Raw genomic sequence first — 18,048 nt, 5'->3', positions numbered from 1 at the left:
AGCACCCCTAGAGCCATTCGCCGCGGATGACCTGACGGTAAATCGAGGCAAGCCAGCTGTCGCCCTGTGCGCGGGCCTCCAGCCCCTGCCCCGTCAACAGGGCAAAGCTGTCCTGATACCAAGAGGTTGCAGGATAGTTTGCACCCAGGATCGCGCCTGCGGTCTGCGCCTCGTTTGTCAGACCCAGCGACAGGTAGGATTCGACCAGACGGTGCAGCGCCTCGGGTGTTTGCGACGTCGTCTGGAATTCCTCGACCACGACGCGGAACCGGTTCACGGCCGCAGAATAATTCTTGCGTTTGAGGTAGTAGCGCCCGATTTCCATTTCCTTGGCCGCAAGGTGATCGAAAGCCAGGTCGAATTTCAGGATCGACGCGCGGGCATATTCGCTGTCGGGATATTGTTCGATCACGGTCCGCAGCGCCTGAAGCGCCTGGAAGGTCAGCCCCTGATCGCGGCCGATCTCGTCGATCTGATCGTAGTAGGACAGCGCCAGCAGATATTGCGCATAGGCCGCGTCAGGCTGGGCCGGATAGAAATCCAGAAACCGCTGTGCAGATGCCCGGCTGTTGGGGTAATCCGCATCCCGGTGATAGGCAAAGGCCTGCATGATCAGCGCACGTTCAGCCCATTCGGAATAAGGGTACAGACGCTCGATTTCGCCGAAAAAGAACGCGGCCTCACCGGGATCGCCGGTTTCGACCTCGACCTCACCCAACTGGTAGATCTGCTGCGCTGACAGTGCTTCCATGGCGGCGGAATCGCGCGGGTTAAAGCTATCGCTACAGCCAACCAGCAGACCAAGCGATAGCACCAGCGTTGCCGTCCCAGACCGAATAAATTTGCCCGACATCGTTACGCCCCCGCGTCGTCTTTCACGTCCCGCACCTTATCGGCCGGGTTCGCGCAAACGTCTAACAGAAAAAACAGGCATGCAAAACGGCTTATGTCAGGGTTTGCCAAGATGTGAGACACACCCCGCCTGCGGTCAGGCAACGGCGACCATATCGGCAGCAGAGACGCCATGACCCGGCAGGCGTGCCGCAATCTGGGGTGTACAATCAACCCAGCGCCATGCGGCCGTGTTGTCGAACAAGGCACGCAACAGTGCATTGGTCAGATTGTGACCTGCCTTGTGTCCGGTGTAGCGCCCCAGGATAGGCGCACCAGCCGTGTAGAGATCACCCAGCGCATCCAGCATCTTGTGGCGCACGGCCTCGTCCGGATGACGCAGTCCGCCCGGTGTCAGCACATCCGCGCCGTCCACGACAACTGCGTTTTCCAACGTACCACCCAGCGCGAGACCGCGCTTGCGCATGTCCTCGACATCCGAATTCCGACAGAACGTGCGGCTGTCGCACAGCGTATGGACAAAGCTGCCGTTCGCCATGTTCAGCGTCTTGGCCTGATGACCGATCGCCGCATCGGGGAACTCAATCTCGAAATCGATCTGCAGGCTGGTCGCAGGACGCAGGCTGGCCCAAGCATCACCTTGGCTCACACGCACCTCGTCCAGCAGCTTGATCGCACGCAGTGGATTGCCCTGACGGGACACACCGACGCCAAGGATTCCCCGCACGAATTCGGCGGACGATCCGTCCATGATCGGCACTTCGGGGCCGTCGATTTCGATTAGCACGTTGTGCACGCCACAACCGGACAAGGCCGCCATCAGGTGTTCGATTGTCGAGACGATCGTATCACCCACACGCAAACGGGTGTTCAACGGCGAGATTTCGACGTGATTCCAGATTGCAGGCAGTTTGACGCCGGCCCCGGCCACGTCCACCCGCTGAAAGACAATACCGTGCCCAGCAGGCGCAGGACGCAGACGCAAACGAGCCGGACGACCGGTGTGGAGGCCCACACCGTCAAGGATCAGTTCGGATTTCAAAGTCGTCTGCATGACTGCACCTAACGGTTACATCGCTGTTACGAAGTATTAACGCAGCAATAGTACCAATGGGTTCACAACGACAATTCACACATTGCAACAAGCTGAAACAATGTCAGTCCGGCAATGTAACCTACTGTATCAATTGAAAAAGCCGCCCTGTTTGGGGGCGGCTTCTTGATGATGATGATCGTCTTTAGTTCGCTTGGCGCCGCAAGAAGGCGGGAATCTCGATCCGCTCCTGGTCGGGATCGATGTCAGCCTCGGGGCGCTGATGCGTCATCGGCTGTTCCCGCTTGGCGCTGACCTGCGGCTGCTGGCGCGGTGCCGCGGGTGCGGCAGGCTTCTGGTCGCCCGTCATGCGGTTGATCAGCGAATTGATCCCGAACCGCGGCTTCTCGGCTTCGGTTTCCTGAGGTGCGGCGGCACGCACCGGCGTTTCCTTGGGCTGACGCTGCACGGCGGCCTGCAGACGCGCAAGCGCCTCTGCCGACGGCTCACCCGGACGGGCGGCGCGCGGTGCGGTGAACTGCTCGGATGCGTCGATTTCGGGTTCGACGCGCGGACGGTAGGCCGGCGGCGGCAGATCATCGTCAAGTTCGGCGGCCTGCGGTGCTGCGGGACGACGCGCCTCTGCGGCGTGGCGTTCCTCCATCTCGTCCAGCAGGCTACGCTCTGCGCGCTCTTCGCGGCGCGGTGCCTCGGCACGGGCTGCGGGCTGCTCATAGCGACGCGGCTCTTCGCGGACGGGGGCCGGTTCGGCACGGGCGGCTGGCTCTTCACGACGCTGCTCGCGGACTGGTTCACGCACCGGCTCGGACATGCTGCGGCGCGGCTGGGGCTCTGCACCCGACTTGACGGCCGCATCGATGCCTGTCGCGACCACAGAGACGCGCATCCGGCCTTCCATGCTGGTGTCGAGAGTGGAACCGACGATGATGTTTGCCTCGGGGTCGACCTTTTCGCGGATCTCGTTCGCGGCCTCGTCCAGTTCGAACAGGGTCAGGTCATAGCCACCGGTGATGTTGATCAGCACACCACGTGCGCCCTGAAGGCTGATTTCGTCCAGCAGCGGGTTGGCGATGGCCTTTTGCGCGGCCTGCTTGGCGCGATCTTCGCCCTCTGCCTCGCCGGTGCCCATCATCGCCTTGCCCATCTCGTCCATGACGGCGCGCACGTCGGCAAAGTCGAGGTTGATCAGACCCGGACGGACCATCAGGTCGGTCACGCCCTTGACGCCCTGGTAGAGCACGTCGTCGGCCAGCGCGAAGGCTTCGGTGAATGTCGTGTTTTCTGTCGCCAGACGGAACAGGTTCTGGTTGGGAATGATGATCAGGGTATCGACGACCTTTTGCAGGGCCTCGACGCCTTCTTCGGCCTGACGCATGCGGCGTCCGCCTTCGAACTGGAACGGCTTGGTCACGACGCCGACAGTCAGAACGCCCAATTCACGTGCAGCCTGCGCGATGATCGGGGCAGCACCGGTACCGGTCCCGCCGCCCATGCCGGCAGTGATGAAACACATGTGCGCACCGGCCAGCATATCGACGATCTGTTCGATGCTTTCTTCGGCGGCGGCAGCACCTACGGTAGCGCGTGCACCTGCACCCAGACCCTCTGTGACCTTGAGGCCCATCTGGATCTTTGCTTCGGACTTGGACTGTTGCAGCGCTTGCGCGTCAGTATTCGCGACAACGAACTCGACACCGTCGAGCTCTTTTTCGATCATGTTGTTGACTGCATTGCCACCGGCCCCGCCGACACCGAAAACGGTGATGCGTGGTTTCAGGTCCTCGTGGCCCGGAAGGGAAAGATTCAATGTCATGCTCGGTCCGCCTGTTTTTATGTTGCACCCGTCCCACCGGGCAGAAATCACCTAATTCCTTTTATAGTAGCGGCTCTGCGCGCATACGTCACCCGAAAACCACACTGGGACCACAAAATGTGGCACGAATCCGCACAATTTTTTCACGATATGGCGAGTCGCGCCAAATCTTGATTCTCACCAATTGTCGCGGAACCATTTCACGGCCCGTTTCAGCGACCGTGCGGGATAGGTTTCCGCCGGCACGTCGAAATCCCACCATTCGTCCTGCGGGTTGGCCGCAAACAGCGCAAGGCCGACCGAGGACGAGAACGCAGGCCCTGTCGCCGCCTGCGGCAATCCTTGGACGCGCAACGGACGCCCCAGGCGCACCTGCTGCCCGAGGATTTTCGCCGCAAGTCCGTCCAGCCCCGGAATCTGGCTGCCACCGCCGGTCAGGACGATCTGCTGGCTGGGCAGATATTCGAACCCAGCCGCGTCCAGACGGGCGCGCACCTCTTCGAGGATTTCCTCGATCCGCGGCCGCATGATGCCGATCAGCTCGGCCCGGCTCACGGTGCGCCTGTCACGCTCCCAGTCGCCAGTATCGCCGCCGATCTCAATCATCTCGCGATCGTCCATGCCCGTGGCGACCACGCCGCCGTAGAATGTCTTGATCCGTTCGGCGGTCTGCATCGGGACCTGCAGACCCATCGAAATGTCCCCGGTGACGTGATCGCCACCCATACGCACCGCATCGGAATAGATCATGTGCTTTTTCATGAAAACCGACAGGCTGGTGGACCCGCCGCCCATGTCGATGCAGGCGGCCCCCAGTTCCTGTTCGTCCTCCACCAGGCTGGACACACCGGACACATAGGCAGAGGACGCGATCCCGGCCAGTTCCAGATCACACCGCTTGATGCAGAAAAACAGATTGCGGATCGCTGTGGCGTCCACCGTCAGCAGGTGCAGATCGGTCGCAAGGGTTGATCCCATCTGTCCGCGCGGGTCGGCCAGACCACTGCGGTGATCCAACGCGAAATTCACGGGCTGCGCGTGCAGCACGTCGCGGTCCTCGCCGAAATCGGGAACATCGCATGCGGCCAATACGCGGCTGATATCGCCTTCGGTCACAAAGTTGTCCGCGACCTCGACGCTGCCATCCAGACCGTAGGACCGCGGACGGGCACCGGCAAAGCATGCGATCACGTGATCGACGCGGACCTCGGCCATTTTCTGCGCAGCCTGCACGGCAGTGCGGATGGCGCGTTCGGTTTCCTGCATCGCGTCGATTTCGCCAAAACGGACACCGCGCGAACGCGTGGTGGCCGCCCCGATCACCCGGAAACGGGACTGACCCGCCAAGGAACCCACACCGTCATTGTCGCCCAGCCGGTCAGGACCGTCAAAACGCAGGACAAGACATGCGATCTTGGACGTGCCGACGTCCAGAATGGCGATTACGCCCCTCTGCATCGCCGCCTTGCGCACATTCCGCATAGCCCGTTGCGTTTCGTATAAATCCCGCATCACTGCCCCACCTGTTGAATTCTGCCTGTCGTCGCGGCGTTACGCGTTGCCGCGACCGCCTCTTGATTCATCCGGACCGTCGGTCGCTGCGGCATGCGCATGTCGACGATTGCCACATCGCGATCCAGAAGGTCCTGCGCCTCGTGCAGCGCGATGATCCGGTCCAGTGCCTCTACCGGTGCGTCAGCCGGCAACAACAACTGCTGACCGTCCTCCAGCACCATGTTCCAGCGCCGACCGCTGACCCGCACCAACCCGCGCATGCGATCCGCGATGGGACCCGCACTACGGAACAAGGTCAGCGCCTCGTCGATATGGCCCTGCACACCTTCTCCGCCGATCAACGGCAAATCCAGCCGGTCGACCCGCGCGGCCAGATCGCCTGCGAACACACCCTCCGCATCGATCATCCGTAGCCCATCGGGTGTGCGCCAGATCGCGACCGGCACACGCGGTGTCACATTGATTTCCAGCGCACCCGCGTCACCCACCCGCACGCGGGCCTCTGCCACCGCATCCAGAGCGACGACGTCGTCGCGCAGCTTGTTCAGATCCAAGTCAAAGGATGACACCGGAAATTCGGTATCCACGAGGCTGGCAACCGCGTCGGCCAGTTCCTCGTCGGCACCGTTGATCGCAAGGCCAGACACCATGAATTGCGGACGTTCCTGAAACGCCTGCTGTGCCGCGGTGATCCGCTCGGCCAGCAATGCCCGGTTGCTCGCGTTCATCGACCAGCCACCGGCGATGGCCGCGATGATCAAGGCCGGCACACCCAGCCGCAAACCGGTGCGCACACCAGGCGTCAGCATCCAGCGCTGCCAGCGATAGCCCCATTTCGACGGGGCGGGATCGCGGATCGGTCGGGTTACCGGTCGCATGACGCATCCTCGACCAAGGTGCGGCACAGCGTCGGGAAGTCGATCCCGACATGGGCCGCCTGTTCAGGGGCCAGCGATGTGGGGGTCATACCCGGCTGCGTGTTGGTTTCCAGCAGGATCAAACCATCCAGACCGCGGGTTTCATCCCAGCGAAAATCGGTGCGGCTGATCCCGCGACAGCCCAGCACCAGATGCGCCTTCAGCGCGTAGTCCATGCAGGCATCGAAAATGTCCTGTGGCAGCTCGGCGGGGATTACATGGCGCGAACCACCGGCCTTGTATTTGGCGTCGTAGTCATACCAGCCGTCCGTCAGAATATCGGTCACGGTCAGGGCGCGATTGCCCAGAACCGTGACAGTCAGCTCACGGCCCGGCGCATAAGCCTCGACCATCACACGGTCAGGCATGTCATCCGACAGCGGCGGCGGTGCATTAGCCATGTCGTGCACCAGATAGATCCCGACGCTGGACCCTTCGTTGTTGGGTTTGACCACATAGGGCGGTGCCATGACGTGACCTGCGCGCACATCGGCAGAGGCCGCAAGTAGGCTGGGCACAACCGGTAGCCCCGCGTCCACATAGGCCGCCTTGGTCCGTTGCTTGTCCAGCGTCAGCGCCGAGGCCAGCACGCCGCTGTGGGTGTAGGGAATACGCATCCATTCCAGCAGACCCTGCACGCAGCCGTCCTCGCCCCAGCGACCATGCAGGGCGTTGAACACCACATCAGGTGCGATGTCAGCCAGACGCGCGGCCAGATCGGGGCCCGCATCCAGTTCTGTTACGTCAAATCCTGCCTCGACCAGTGCCGCCGCACATTCGCGACCCGTTGACAGCGAGACCTCTCGCTCTGCCGATGGGCCGCCCATGAGGACAACAACTTTAGAGGGTGCCAATGCTGACATGCCCTTACCGCCTCGCTCGCGGGTCGTTTGCGACCCGTCATTATGAAATGGCCCTTGCCCGGGGCCGCCCCTTTTCGGGGTTTATGTGTTGGTGCCACGCGGGGCCCGTTCGCCGACCCGCATGATTTCCCACTCTAGTGTGACGCCCGATTCGGCGTAAACCCTCTTTCTGACCTTTTCACCCAAATCTTCGAGGTCTGCGGCAGTGGCACCACCCGCATTGGTCAAAAAGTTGGCATGCATCAAGTTCATGACAGCGCCGCCAAGGGTCGCGCCGCGCATGCCGGCGTCCTCGATCACCTTCCAGGCCTTCAGCTCGTGGGTGTCGTCATCGCGTCCCGTGGACGAATGGCCCACCGGATTGCGAAACGTGCTACCCGCCGTGCGGTCCCTGGTCGGTTGGGTCTGGTCCCGTTTGGCCAGCTGGTCCGTCATGCGCTGCGCCAGCTCTTGCGGATCACCCATGGGGCCGCGCAGCGTCGCGCCGACCAGCACGGCCCCATCGGCCAACGTGCTGGACCGGTATTGAAATTGCAGATCCTCAGCCCGCAGGGTGGCCCGCGTGCCATCGCGCAGCACGACATCCGCACTGACAAAGACATCGGCCACATAGGACCCGTAGCAGCCCGCGTTCATGCGCACGGCCCCGCCGATACTGCCGGGGATCGTGCGCAGAAATGTCAGGTCAACGCCCGCCTCTGCCGCGCGGCGCGCCACATGGGCATCAAGGGCAGCAGCACCAGCGGTCACCGTGTCGCCGTCAACCGTGATCGCGTTGAACCCACGCCCAAGACGGATCACGACGCCGCGCACACCGCCGTCGCGCACGATCACGTTCGACCCCACGCCCATCGGGAATACCGGCACGGCAGAGTCGAGGGCTGCGAGAAAATCCGCCAGATCATCGGCATCGGCAGGCTGAAACAGCACATCCGCCGGGCCACCGACGCGCAACCACGTCAGGCTGTCCAGCGGACGATCGGGTGTCAGCGTGCCGCGCACGGATGGAAGGTCGATCATTCGGCAGGCTCCTGCGGACGACGGGCGCGCAGCCAGCGGCCCAGATAGATGATGGGCCAGCGCAGGACAGAGCAGCCAGCCGCCATGAACACCAGCCCGATCAGCGGTCCATTCGCCCATGTCACCCACCCCAGCAGCGGGATACCAAGGGCGATCATCACATAGGCAAAGCGCCAGTGATTGTCACGCGACGGAAACATCGCGACCACATTGGCGGCAATCAGCCACAGCAGGCCCAGGATGACAGGCAGGCTCATTTCGGCACCTCCGGGCGTTGCCCCCGCAGCCGCGCGATCAGATAGCGCAGCGGATTGCGAAACATCGAGACAAAGGCCGCCAGTGCCACCAAGCCCACGATCCACCCCAGATCAACGGCCAGCCAGACGATCAGGACGGGTGCCACCAGCAACAAGGCCACCCCCGGCACGTATTGGTGCCGCATGGGAAGGAGGGCTGTGATGGTCGCTGCAATCACCCAGAGGGCGGAGAGGATGAGGGAGGGGGTCATGGCGCACCTCCACCGGGGAGGTTCAATACCTGATCCAAGATATCGTCGAGTCCGCTTAGGCGGCGATTGGTTCTGATCACGGCATCCGCCCCACGAACGAGATCACCACCAGCAGCCACACTGCGTTGATAGAACTTGGTCAGCGAAAGGCCCAAAGCCCCAGCGCCTTGGGCAAGACGTCCCTCTAATATCTTACGAAATTCTTCGGTTGTAGCTTCGGCAATCGCCGCTCGGTTTTCACGAAGTTCGCGCCTCATCTCATCAAGGATAGCGAAGCCCTCTGCGTCAAGGGCCACAAGTCCGCCGGTCGGCAAATCGTGAAGTCTGGCGATTGCATCGTCAAAAATTCTGACGACCTCATCTTGATCAACTTGATCGAGGGTCAGCTCTGAAAGTGGAGCAAGGGTGACATAGCTTGGACCGAAATGCAGGCGGCATAATCCCTTGAGCTGCTCGATACGGACATCCAGCCGATCAGCGAGCGTATCACCTAAATCAGTCCGGGCTTTTGCATCTTTTGCAAACAACTCCAATTCGGATGCTTGAAGCACAAGAAACTCAGCCCGAAGGTGGGTGTAGTCTTTCGTGCGTTGCAATTCCTTAAGAATGTTTTCTGCTTTGCGTCGCAGCAAGCCAGCAAAGTTACCGCCGCCGGACAGACTGGCAGCGTCATCGGCGAAATCCTGAAATAGGTCACGGACCTGTTCAGCATCGTCAAGAAAGGCTTGAACAACAACCGGGTCTCGAAGATGGCGCATATTGTCGGAAATGCCGACTAGGCGCATCACGCGGTAATAGCCATCGAACGTGAAATCAAACGGTGAAGCTTCCGCTAGTGGCGTCGAATCCTGCTCACGATATTTCGCCAGCACACCGTCAAACATCGGATTAACGTGGGCGGGGCCTTTTTTCCAGTCGCCCTCCTCCAGCGCACTCAATATCTTATGAACATCGTTTGCGAGAAAGTTGCCGCCCACCAACACTCGTTCATACCAAGCGACCCAAAACGACCAATCGGCATTCCTGTCATTATCGAAAAGAAGCTTCGAACGAACCCAAGCCGATTTAATATTCTCAGGTTGATCGAAACCATCCCATAGGCCGATAAACGGATAGCGATCATTTACAACTTTTTGCGAAAGGTCGTGTCGGGCACACTCGAAGGCATCAAAAGTGTCAGTTGCGAAAGACGCGAAAGAAACAGCTCGGGGATTTGCAAACGCGGCTGCAGCCGCTGCGTTTGCAGAAGCGGTAGCGCTGGGGTTCGCCCTGCTGTGGCTTGTGTTTGCAGCTCTGGAAGTAGCAAAAGCGATTTTATTGTAAAGTATTTTGGGAGCTGGCCAAAGCACAGACACGGAGGCGACAGCGATAGCACCGAAAATTGGTGTTGGAGTCAATTCTACTCCATCCACACTTGGATTACTCGCAAAATAATCTGAAGCAAGAGGCAAAACTCTGGCTGCCGCTCGAAAGGCCACACGACGCGCCGTTCGCAGCCGATAACCGTCCGGCAGCCCCTCCAGATACCGCTTCAGGCTTTCCTCATCCTGAACCTCTGCGATCTCCACCGCCCTAGCCTGCCAGCCGGTCTTTCAGGGCGTAGGCCCAGGCGGAAATCGTGCCTGCACCGAGGCAGACAACCATGTCGCCGGGGCTGGCTTGTTCGCGCACGAGGCGTTCGAGATCTTCCTCTGACGCCACCGCCCGCGCGTGGCGGTGGCCGTGGCGGATCAGGCCCGCGACCAGATCGTCGCGGGATGCGCCGGGGATGGGGTCCTCTCCGGCAGCGTAGACGTCCGAAATTCCGACGACATCGGCGTCGTTGAAACAGGCGCAGAATTCCTCGAAATGATGCGACAGGCGTGAATAACGGTGCGGCTGGTGGACGGCGATCACGCGGCCCTTGGTCGCCTGACGCGCGGCCTTGAGCACGGCCGTGATCTCGACCGGGTGGTGGCCGTAGTCATCGATGATCGTGATGCCGCCGACCTCGCCCACAAGGGTGAACCGGCGGTTCACGCCGCCAAAGCCTGCCAGTGCCGCACGGATCTGCGCCTTGGTCATGCCAAGGTGCCGTGCCACGGCAACCGCGGACAGCGCATTTGACACGTTGTGATCGCCAGGCATGGGCAGCACGCAGCCCTCGATCACGTCATCCTCGGATTGCAGGGCGATATCGAAATGCGCCTTGCCACCCTCATAGGTCAGGTTGACCGCGCGCACGTCGGCCTGCGCGTTGAACCCGAATGTCACGACCCGGCGGTCGGTGATCTTGCCCACCAGCGCCTGCACCTCGGGGTTGTCGGTGCAGCAGACGGCGAGGCCGTAGAACGGAATGTTGGACACGAAATCGAGGAAGCCCTGACGCAGGTTTTCGATCGTGCCCCAGTGATCCATGTGTTCGGGGTCGATGTTGGTGACGATGGCGATGGTGGCGGGCAGACGGTTGAATGTGCCGTCGCTCTCGTCCGCTTCGACCACCATCCATTCGCCCTGCCCCATGCGTGCGTTGGACCCGTAGGCGTGGATGATGCCGCCGTTCACGACCGTGGGGTCAATGCCGCCCTCGTCCAGCAGGGCCGCGACCATTGTGGTCGTCGTCGTCTTGCCGTGGGTACCCGCGACGGCCACGTTGGATTTCAGGCGCATCAGTTCGGCCAGCATTTCGGCCCGGCGCACCACCGGCAGGCCGCGCGCGCGGGCCGCGTCCAGTTCGGCGTTGCCCGGTTTGATGGCCGAGGAAATCACCACGACCTGCGCATCCGCCAGGTTTTCAGCCACCTGCCCGATGAACACCTGCGCCCCCATGTCCGACAGGCGTTTGGTGATTGGCGTGGCCTTCAGGTCGGACCCCTGCACGGTGTAGCCATGTTTCATCAGCACCTCTGCGATGCCGGACATGCCGATCCCGCCGATACCCACGAAATGAATGGGACCTACGTCCAGTGGCAATTTCGTCGGTGCCATATGCTGCAAACTCCCGTCCATCATCTGTGTTCACCCGCTAGGTCCAAGACCAGCGCAGAAAGACGCTCCGTAGCGTCCGGTATCCCGCAGGACAAGGCCGCCTGCGCCATTTGCCCTGCCCCGGTGGGGTGCAGCAGGACGGTTTCCATATGCTCTGCCAGCGCCTCGGGCGTGAACTTGCTCTCTGGCATCAGGATTGCGGCCCCGGCATCAACCATCTGGCGGGCGTTGGCCGATTGTTCATCCCGTATCGCACTGGCCAGCGGGACGAACACGGCAGGCCGCCCGATCACGCTGATGTCTGCCACCGTGCTGGCACCGGACCGCGCGATGACCAGTTGCGCCTCGGCCATCAGTGTCGGGATGTCGTAAAAGAACGTCTGCACATCAGCCGCGATCCCGGCCTCGGCATAGAACGCGTCGACGCGGGCGACGTCCTCTGCGCGGGCCTGCTGGTGGACGCGTATGTTGCGCCTCACCTCTGTCGGCAGGGCCGCGATCGCCGCAGGCACGACGTCTGACAGAATGCGCGCGCCCTGCGATCCGCCGATCACCAGCACCGACATCGGATAATCACCGGGCGGGATATAGCCCGCCCCGGCACGATCAAGGATCGCCTGGCGCACGGGATTGCCCGTGTGGATAGCCGCGATCCCATCGGGCAATTCTGTGGGCCAGGTGCCGCAGGCAATGGCGTCGACACGTTTGGCGAACATCTGGTTCACACGCCCCAACACGCCGTTTTGTTCATGGATCATGCGCGGGATGCCCAGCACTGTCGCGGCCGTCATCGCGGGAATCGCGGGATACCCGCCGAACCCCACGACCACATCCGGCCGGTCACGCCGCATGCCCATGATCGCCTGCGAAGCCCCGCCCGCGATGCGCAGCGGCACACCCAGCTTGGCCATCACACCGCCACGCGCGAATGTGGCGCTGGCAACCGTCGCCACCTCGACCGCATCCGGAAAGCCGCCGGCATAGCGCGCACCGCGCTCGTCGGTGGACAGTTTGACCCGCCAGCCGCGCGCCAGCATTGCCTCGGCCAGGGCCTGCGCGGGGAACATGTGTCCGCCGGTGCCCCCAGCCGCGATCATCAGCAGCTTGCTCATCGTGTGGCCCGCCGCATCAGGATGTCACCGATTTCGCCCTGCGGACGACTGCGGGTGAAGGCCAGCAACATGCCCACGGCGATCCCGGTCGCGATCAACGACGACCCGCCGTAGCTCACGAACGGCAGGGTCATGCCCTTGGCCGGCAGCAGCCGCACCGCCACGCCCATGTTGATCATGGCCTGCACGCCGAATGCGCAGGCAAGCCCGGTCCCGGCAAGCCGGATGAACGGATCGCGTTCCCGCATCAGGCGCGACAGGCTGCGCACGACGATCACGGCATAAAGCGCGATGATCACAACCACGCAGATCAGGCCGTATTCCTCGGCGGCAACAGCGATGATGAAATCCGTATGCGCATCGGGCAGTGACCATTTGACCTGCCCCTCGCCCACGCCGACACCGAAAAACCCGCCCTCGCGGATGGCGTTGGTCGCATAACCCAGCTGGGTCGTGGGGTCGACGTCGGGTGACAGAAAACCGTTGATACGGCGGGCAAAGTGTTCCGAGCTGTTGTAGGCCATGAAACCGACGCCGACCACGCAAGCCGCGAGGCCCAACAGCAGGACCATCGGTGCGCCCGCCACGAAATACATGACACCCCAGGCGAACAGCACCAGACAGGCCTGCCCGAAATCGGGCTGAAGCGCCAGAAAGGTCACGATGATCAGCGTCAGCGCAAAACTGTACAACCGGCCCGGCGGCCCGCCCACGCTCATGGCGGCCGCCATCATCCAGGCGGACATGATCACGAATCCGGGCTTGAGAAACTCTGACGGCTGGACCGAGGCAAAACCGAGTGAATACCAACGCGTGGCCCCCTTGCCGAAATCGGTGCCAAGGATCGGCAGCAATGCCAGCGCGACAAAGGCCGCGAGGAAACCCAGAACGCCCAAACGGCGCACCATGACCGGCGACATCAACGAAAATCCGAACATCGCGGCGATCGCCATCCCGCCAAAGAAGGCCTGACGCGTGACATAATAGAACGGCGGCAGGCCGTTTTTCGCGGCCAGCGGCGGTGACGCGGCCAGACCCAGCAACATGCCGATGCCGAACAGCACCAAGATGCAGCACATTGTCCATTTGTCGATCGTGCGCCACCAGCGCGGCAAGACAGGATCACCTGTCACCACGCGTGGCGCGCCATACACCATCTCGGTCATGCAAATTCCGCCCGAATTGCCTCGTTTCGCCCGGTTTCTCCGGGTCTGAGGGCAACGTTAACGCGATTGTGGCGCTGATTCTACTTCTAATTGACGCAGGCCCCCGTGCAGGCGGGCTCTTGCAACCGGCGCCATTTCGGGCGAACCCCGCCGTCATGCAGGTAAATACGCTGATATTGGGGGCCGGTGCCGCCGGAATGATGGCCGCGGCCCATGCCGGGCCGTCGACGCTGGTGGTCGATCACGCACGCGCACCGGGCGAAAAAATTCGGATCTCGGGTGGCGGACGCTGCAATTTTACCAATCTTTACGCGGAACCCGCCAATTTCATCTGTGCCAATCCGCATTTCATGAAATCGGCGCTGTCGCGCTATACCCAGTGGGATTTCATCGATCTGGTCAACGCCCACGGCATCGCATGGCACGAAAAAACGCTGGGTCAGCTGTTTTGCGACGACAGCGCAAAACAGATCATCGCGATGCTGCGCGCCGAAATGGAACGCGCCGGCGCACAGCTGTGGTTGCAGACCACCGTGGGCGAGATCACCCATGACGGCGCATTCCGGGTCAGCTTGATGCGCGAGGGGCGCGAAACACGGATCACCGCGCGCAACCTCGTCCTGGCCACGGGCGGTAAATCCATCCCCAAGATGGGGGCCACGGGACTGGCCTATCAGATTGCCGCACAATTCGGGCTGCCACTGGTCACGCCCCGTCCGGGCCTCGTGCCGCTGACCTTCGGCGAGACCTTCAAACCGCTCGCCGGTGTCGCGCTGCACAGCCGGGCGCAGGGACAAGGGCCCGCCTTTGAAGAGGCCACCTTGTTCACCCATCGCGGCCTGTCCGGGCCCGCGATCTTGCAAGCGTCCAGCTATTGGCAAGAGGGCGAGAGCATCACGCTGGACCTGTCGCCGCAAACATCGCTGTTCGATCTGCTGAAATCCGCGCGTCAGACCGCCGGTCGCCGTGCCCTGACCACTGTCCTTTCGCAACATTTACCTGCACGAGTTGTGGCATATCTGGGTGAAGACTTGCCAAAAACGAACCTCGCCGATCTGTCTGATGCCAGACTCGCCGACATCGCACAGCGCCTGCACCACTGGCAGCTGACCCCCACCGGATCAGAAGGCTACCGCACCGCCGAAGTTACCCTGGGGGGCATCGACACCGATGCGCTGAACTCTGCCACGATGGAGGCCAAGGCCCTACCGGGGCTTTACGCCATCGGGGAGGCCGTGGATGTCACGGGTTGGCTGGGCGGCTACAATTTTCAGTGGGCCTGGTCGTCGGGCTGGGCGGCTGGGACCGCAATCGCCAAGGCCGCGCATCATCTTGCCTGAAATACTCCGGGGGAGGCGCGCAAGCGCCGGGGGCAGCGCCCCCTACAACTCCTGGTCGCAGCTACCAAACGGCACGGGTCTGCGGCCGCTAGTGCAATGCGTCCGTAACCAGTTCCGCGAAATGATCGCCACGCGCGGCAAAGCTGTCGTATTGATCGAAGGATGCGCAGGCAGGTGCCAACAGGACCACATCACCGGGTTCGGCCTCGGCCATGGCCTCGGCCACCGCGTGATCCATCGTCGTGCAGATTGACGCCGTGACACCCGACAACTGGCGGGCGAAATCCTCTGCCTCGCGGCCGATGACATAGGCCTTGGCCACGGAACCCAGATGCGGCAAAAGCCCGGCCAGACCGCCTTCCTTTTGCAATCCACCGCAGATCCACCGGATTCGGCCAAAGGCCTGAAGCGCCTTTGCCGCGGCATCCACGTTGGTGGCCTTGCTGTCGTTTACATAGGTCACACCATCCCGTTCCGCCACGACCTGCGACCGGTGCGGCAGACCGGGATAGCTGCGCATCGCAGCCTCGATCCCGCGCGGCCCCAGGCCTAGCGTTCTGGCCGCAGCATAGGCGCAGCAGGCGTTCTGGTGGTTATGCGCCCCCGGCAATCCGGCGATCGCACGCAGGTCGATGGACGCCACCTGACGACCACGCCTGTTTTCGGTCAGGAACCCCTTTTTCGCGCAGACCGTCCAGCCATCCGCCAGCTTGCGGGTGACAGACACGCGGATCAGCCGGTCGTCACTGACGTCGGCAACCAGTTGGTTGGCCAGATAGCGTCCCTCATCCTCGTCCACGCCGATCACCGCGCGGTCCGGGCCGCCTTCGGAAAACAGCCGGCGCTTGGCCGCGAAGTAGCCGCCCAGACCTGCATGGCGGTCCAGATGATCCGGTGAGATATTGGTCAGCACAGCCACATCCGGGGTCAGATGCCGTGCAAGTTCGGTCTGATAGGATGACAGTTCCAGCACGACCACTTCACCGTCGTGGGCCGGTTCGATATCCAGCACGCCACGCCCGATGTTGCCCGCTAACTGCGTCGGCCTGCCGTTTTCGGCCAGGATGTGATGCAACAGGGCCGAGGTGGTGGATTTGCCGTTGCTGCCGGTGATGGCAATCACCCGTGGCTGCGTGTCGAATCCGTCCCAATCGTCAGTGGCAAAGGACCGGAAAAACAGGCCGATGTCATTGTCGACCGGCACGCCCGCATCCCATGCGGCCGCAATGACCGGGTTGGGGGCCGGATATAGATGCGCGATGCCGGGGCTGACGATCAGCGCCGCAATTCCGTCGAATGCGCCGGGCCGCGTCAGGTCGCGGACCTCGAAACCCTCAAGCTCTGCCGCCTCGCGCCCACGCGGGCTGTCGTCCCAGACGATGGCCCGCGCCCCGCCCGCACGCAGCGCCTGCGCTGCCGCAAGGCCAGATCGTCCCAAGCCTAGAACCGCGACGGATTGGTCCGAAAAACCCTGAACGGGGATCATGAAAGTGCCTCAATAAATAAGCCAAACATTTGAAACTCAACAGCTAAAACTGCAACAGGGGTCGCCCAATAGGCGATCCACCCAATAAGTTTGTGCCCACCGCTGCCCAATGCCTGCGCTGCAATACTAAGTCGCAAGTACCCAATACAAATCAGTGCGATGTGAATGATTGCGGCAGAAGCTAACCCTATCCAGCCAAGAATAAATGAAACCGGATCAAAATCAGACGAATTTGACAATAAATGCAGCTTGGCGCTGTAGATACAAACCGCTCCAATTCCCAAGGCAATTAGGATTGTTGAACCAGCTTCCTCAAGTCGCTTCATCCATGGGCTTATTTCCACGCTACCGCACCTTGAGTGTCGCAAGACCGATCATCGCGAGGATCAGGGCGATGATCCAGAAGCGGATCACGATCTGCGGCTCGGCCCAGCCCTTTTTCTCGTAGTGGTGGTGGATCGGGGCCATCAGGAACACACGTTTGCCTGTCCGCTTGAAATACAGCACCTGGATGATCACCGACAGCGCCTCGACCACGAACAGACCGCCGACGATGGCCAGCACGATCTCGTGCTTTGTGGCCACGGCGATTGCACCCAGCGCACCGCCCAGGGCCAGCGACCCGGTATCCCCCATGAACACGGCAGCCGGTGGCGCGTTATACCACAAGAACCCCAGCCCCCCGCCGATCAGGCCCGCACAGAAAATCAGAATCTCGCCAGAATCCGCAACATAATGCAGGCCAAGCGAGTCCGCGAAATCCACACGTCCGACGAAATAAGCAATGATGCCAAAGGTGCCCGCCGCAATCATCGCAGGCATGATGGCCAGGCCGTCCAGACCGTCCGTCAGGTTCACCGCGTTGGCGGCCCCCACGATCACGATCATCGCGAATGGCACGAAAAAGAAACTCAGGTTGATCAACACGTCCTTGAAAACCGGCACAGCCAGCTGGAATTGCAGGGTCTCGGGATGAAAATACGATGCCCAGAGGGCCGCAATCGCCGCGATCGCAAATCCCAGACCTAGACGCACCTTGCCGGGGACGCCGTCGGTTTTCTGCTTGCTGACCTTGGCGTAATCATCGGCAAAGCCGATCGCAGCAAACCCCAGCGTCACGAACAGCACCATCCAGATATAGGGATTGTCCCACCGCGCCCACAAAAGTGTCGAGGTCGTCAGCGCCCCCACGATCAGCAGCCCCCCCATGGTCGGGGTGCCCGCCTTGACGAAATGCCCCTCGGGTCCGTCACTGCGGATCGGCTGGCCCTTGCCCTGCGTGCGGCGCAGGACATTGATCAAGGGCAGGCCAAAGATGAACCCGAACACCAGCGCCGTCATGAACGCACCACCCGCGCGGAACGTGATATAGCGGAAAAGATTGAAAAAATCGCCGCCGTCTGACAGGGCTGTGAGCCAGTAAAGCATAATGTGG

The 18,048-nt window shown here is 61.9% G+C and carries 17 protein-coding genes; 1 reads left to right on the top strand and 16 read right to left on the bottom strand.

The genetic code is table 11. The annotated features are described in order from the left end of the window. Nucleotides 1-7: 7 nt before the first annotated feature. The 13 genes from LGQ03_RS00155 to ftsW form a co-directional block, all read right to left on the bottom strand. Nucleotides 8-853 carry an outer membrane protein assembly factor BamD gene (locus tag LGQ03_RS00155; RefSeq protein ID WP_226746778.1) on the bottom strand — a complete coding sequence of 282 codons (846 nt, stop codon included), beginning with the start codon at nucleotides 851-853 and terminating at the stop codon, nucleotides 8-10. A gap of 135 nt (nucleotides 854-988) precedes the next feature. After that, nucleotides 989-1,906: a UDP-3-O-acyl-N-acetylglucosamine deacetylase gene (lpxC, locus tag LGQ03_RS00150; RefSeq protein WP_090158855.1), complete on the bottom strand. Its 918-nt coding sequence runs from the start codon at nucleotides 1,904-1,906 to the stop codon at nucleotides 989-991. 184 nt (nucleotides 1,907-2,090) lie between these two features. Next, the gene (ftsZ, locus tag LGQ03_RS00145) at nucleotides 2,091-3,719 is read right to left on the bottom strand and encodes a cell division protein FtsZ (RefSeq protein ID WP_226746777.1); all 1,629 of its coding nucleotides are present in this window, start codon (nucleotides 3,717-3,719) and stop codon (nucleotides 2,091-2,093) included. Between the two features lie 177 nt (nucleotides 3,720-3,896). Continuing rightward, nucleotides 3,897-5,231, bottom strand: a complete 1,335-nt coding sequence (gene ftsA, locus LGQ03_RS00140; protein ID WP_226746776.1) for a cell division protein FtsA — start codon at nucleotides 5,229-5,231, stop codon at nucleotides 3,897-3,899. Next, nucleotides 5,231-6,112, bottom strand: a complete 882-nt coding sequence (locus LGQ03_RS00135; RefSeq protein ID WP_226746775.1) for a cell division protein FtsQ/DivIB — start codon at nucleotides 6,110-6,112, stop codon at nucleotides 5,231-5,233. Before LGQ03_RS00135 ends, ftsA begins: the two co-directional genes overlap by 1 nt. Then, nucleotides 6,100-6,978: a D-alanine--D-alanine ligase gene (locus LGQ03_RS00130; RefSeq protein ID WP_264194292.1), complete on the bottom strand. Its 879-nt coding sequence runs from the start codon at nucleotides 6,976-6,978 to the stop codon at nucleotides 6,100-6,102. Before LGQ03_RS00130 ends, LGQ03_RS00135 begins: the two co-directional genes overlap by 13 nt. A 117-nt stretch (nucleotides 6,979-7,095) precedes the next feature. Next, nucleotides 7,096-8,034 carry a UDP-N-acetylmuramate dehydrogenase gene (gene murB, locus LGQ03_RS00125; protein ID WP_226746773.1) on the bottom strand — a complete coding sequence of 313 codons (939 nt, stop codon included), beginning with the start codon at nucleotides 8,032-8,034 and terminating at the stop codon, nucleotides 7,096-7,098. Further along, a complete protein-coding gene (locus LGQ03_RS00120) occupies nucleotides 8,031-8,291 on the bottom strand; it encodes a DUF2484 family protein (RefSeq protein WP_226746772.1) in 261 nt (86 codons plus the stop codon). Before LGQ03_RS00120 ends, murB begins: the two co-directional genes overlap by 4 nt. Beyond that, the gene (locus LGQ03_RS00115; RefSeq protein ID WP_226746771.1) at nucleotides 8,288-8,542 is read right to left on the bottom strand and encodes a DUF2484 family protein; all 255 of its coding nucleotides are present in this window, start codon (nucleotides 8,540-8,542) and stop codon (nucleotides 8,288-8,290) included. The genes LGQ03_RS00120 and LGQ03_RS00115 overlap by 4 nt, the downstream gene beginning before the upstream one ends. Next, on the bottom strand, nucleotides 8,539-10,110 hold the full coding sequence (locus LGQ03_RS00110; protein ID WP_226746770.1) for a hypothetical protein: 1,572 nt from the start codon (nucleotides 10,108-10,110) through the stop codon (nucleotides 8,539-8,541). The genes LGQ03_RS00115 and LGQ03_RS00110 overlap by 4 nt, the downstream gene beginning before the upstream one ends. A gap of 4 nt (nucleotides 10,111-10,114) precedes the next feature. Beyond that, nucleotides 10,115-11,509, bottom strand: coding sequence for a UDP-N-acetylmuramate--L-alanine ligase (gene murC / locus LGQ03_RS00105; protein ID WP_226746769.1), 1,395 nt, complete (start codon nucleotides 11,507-11,509; stop codon nucleotides 10,115-10,117). A gap of 20 nt (nucleotides 11,510-11,529) precedes the next feature. Further along, nucleotides 11,530-12,621 carry an undecaprenyldiphospho-muramoylpentapeptide beta-N-acetylglucosaminyltransferase gene (murG, locus tag LGQ03_RS00100; protein ID WP_226746768.1) on the bottom strand — a complete coding sequence of 364 codons (1,092 nt, stop codon included), beginning with the start codon at nucleotides 12,619-12,621 and terminating at the stop codon, nucleotides 11,530-11,532. Next, entirely contained in the window at nucleotides 12,618-13,787 is a 1,170-nt protein-coding gene (ftsW, locus tag LGQ03_RS00095) for a putative lipid II flippase FtsW (protein WP_090158865.1), read from the bottom strand. Before ftsW ends, murG begins: the two co-directional genes overlap by 4 nt. Before the next feature lie 155 nt (nucleotides 13,788-13,942). Here ftsW and LGQ03_RS00090 point away from each other — a divergent pair, with 155 nt between their 5' ends. Beyond that, on the top strand, nucleotides 13,943-15,127 hold the full coding sequence (locus LGQ03_RS00090) for a BaiN/RdsA family NAD(P)/FAD-dependent oxidoreductase (protein ID WP_226747251.1): 1,185 nt from the start codon (nucleotides 13,943-13,945) through the stop codon (nucleotides 15,125-15,127). Between the two features lie 88 nt (nucleotides 15,128-15,215). Here LGQ03_RS00090 and murD read toward each other — a convergent pair whose 3' ends face one another. From murD to mraY, 3 genes are read right to left on the bottom strand one after another with little or no spacing between them, the layout of a single operon-like run. Continuing rightward, complete coding sequence (gene murD, locus LGQ03_RS00085; protein ID WP_226746767.1) at nucleotides 15,216-16,613, bottom strand: UDP-N-acetylmuramoyl-L-alanine--D-glutamate ligase; 1,398 nt, start codon at nucleotides 16,611-16,613, stop codon at nucleotides 15,216-15,218. Then, entirely contained in the window at nucleotides 16,610-16,957 is a 348-nt protein-coding gene (locus tag LGQ03_RS00080) for a hypothetical protein (RefSeq protein ID WP_226746766.1), read from the bottom strand. The genes murD and LGQ03_RS00080 overlap by 4 nt, the downstream gene beginning before the upstream one ends. A gap of 1 nt (nucleotide 16,958) precedes the next feature. Then, complete coding sequence (gene mraY, locus LGQ03_RS00075) at nucleotides 16,959-18,041, bottom strand: phospho-N-acetylmuramoyl-pentapeptide-transferase (RefSeq protein ID WP_056031059.1); 1,083 nt, start codon at nucleotides 18,039-18,041, stop codon at nucleotides 16,959-16,961. Nucleotides 18,042-18,048: the final 7 nt, after the last annotated feature.

It is taken from the genome of Loktanella gaetbuli (genome assembly GCF_020531945.1).
GTDB classification, from domain to species: domain Bacteria; phylum Pseudomonadota; class Alphaproteobacteria; order Rhodobacterales; family Rhodobacteraceae; genus Loktanella; species Loktanella gaetbuli.
Note: the sequence above shows the minus strand (reverse complement) of the source record. Positions and strands in the feature narration are given on the sequence as shown.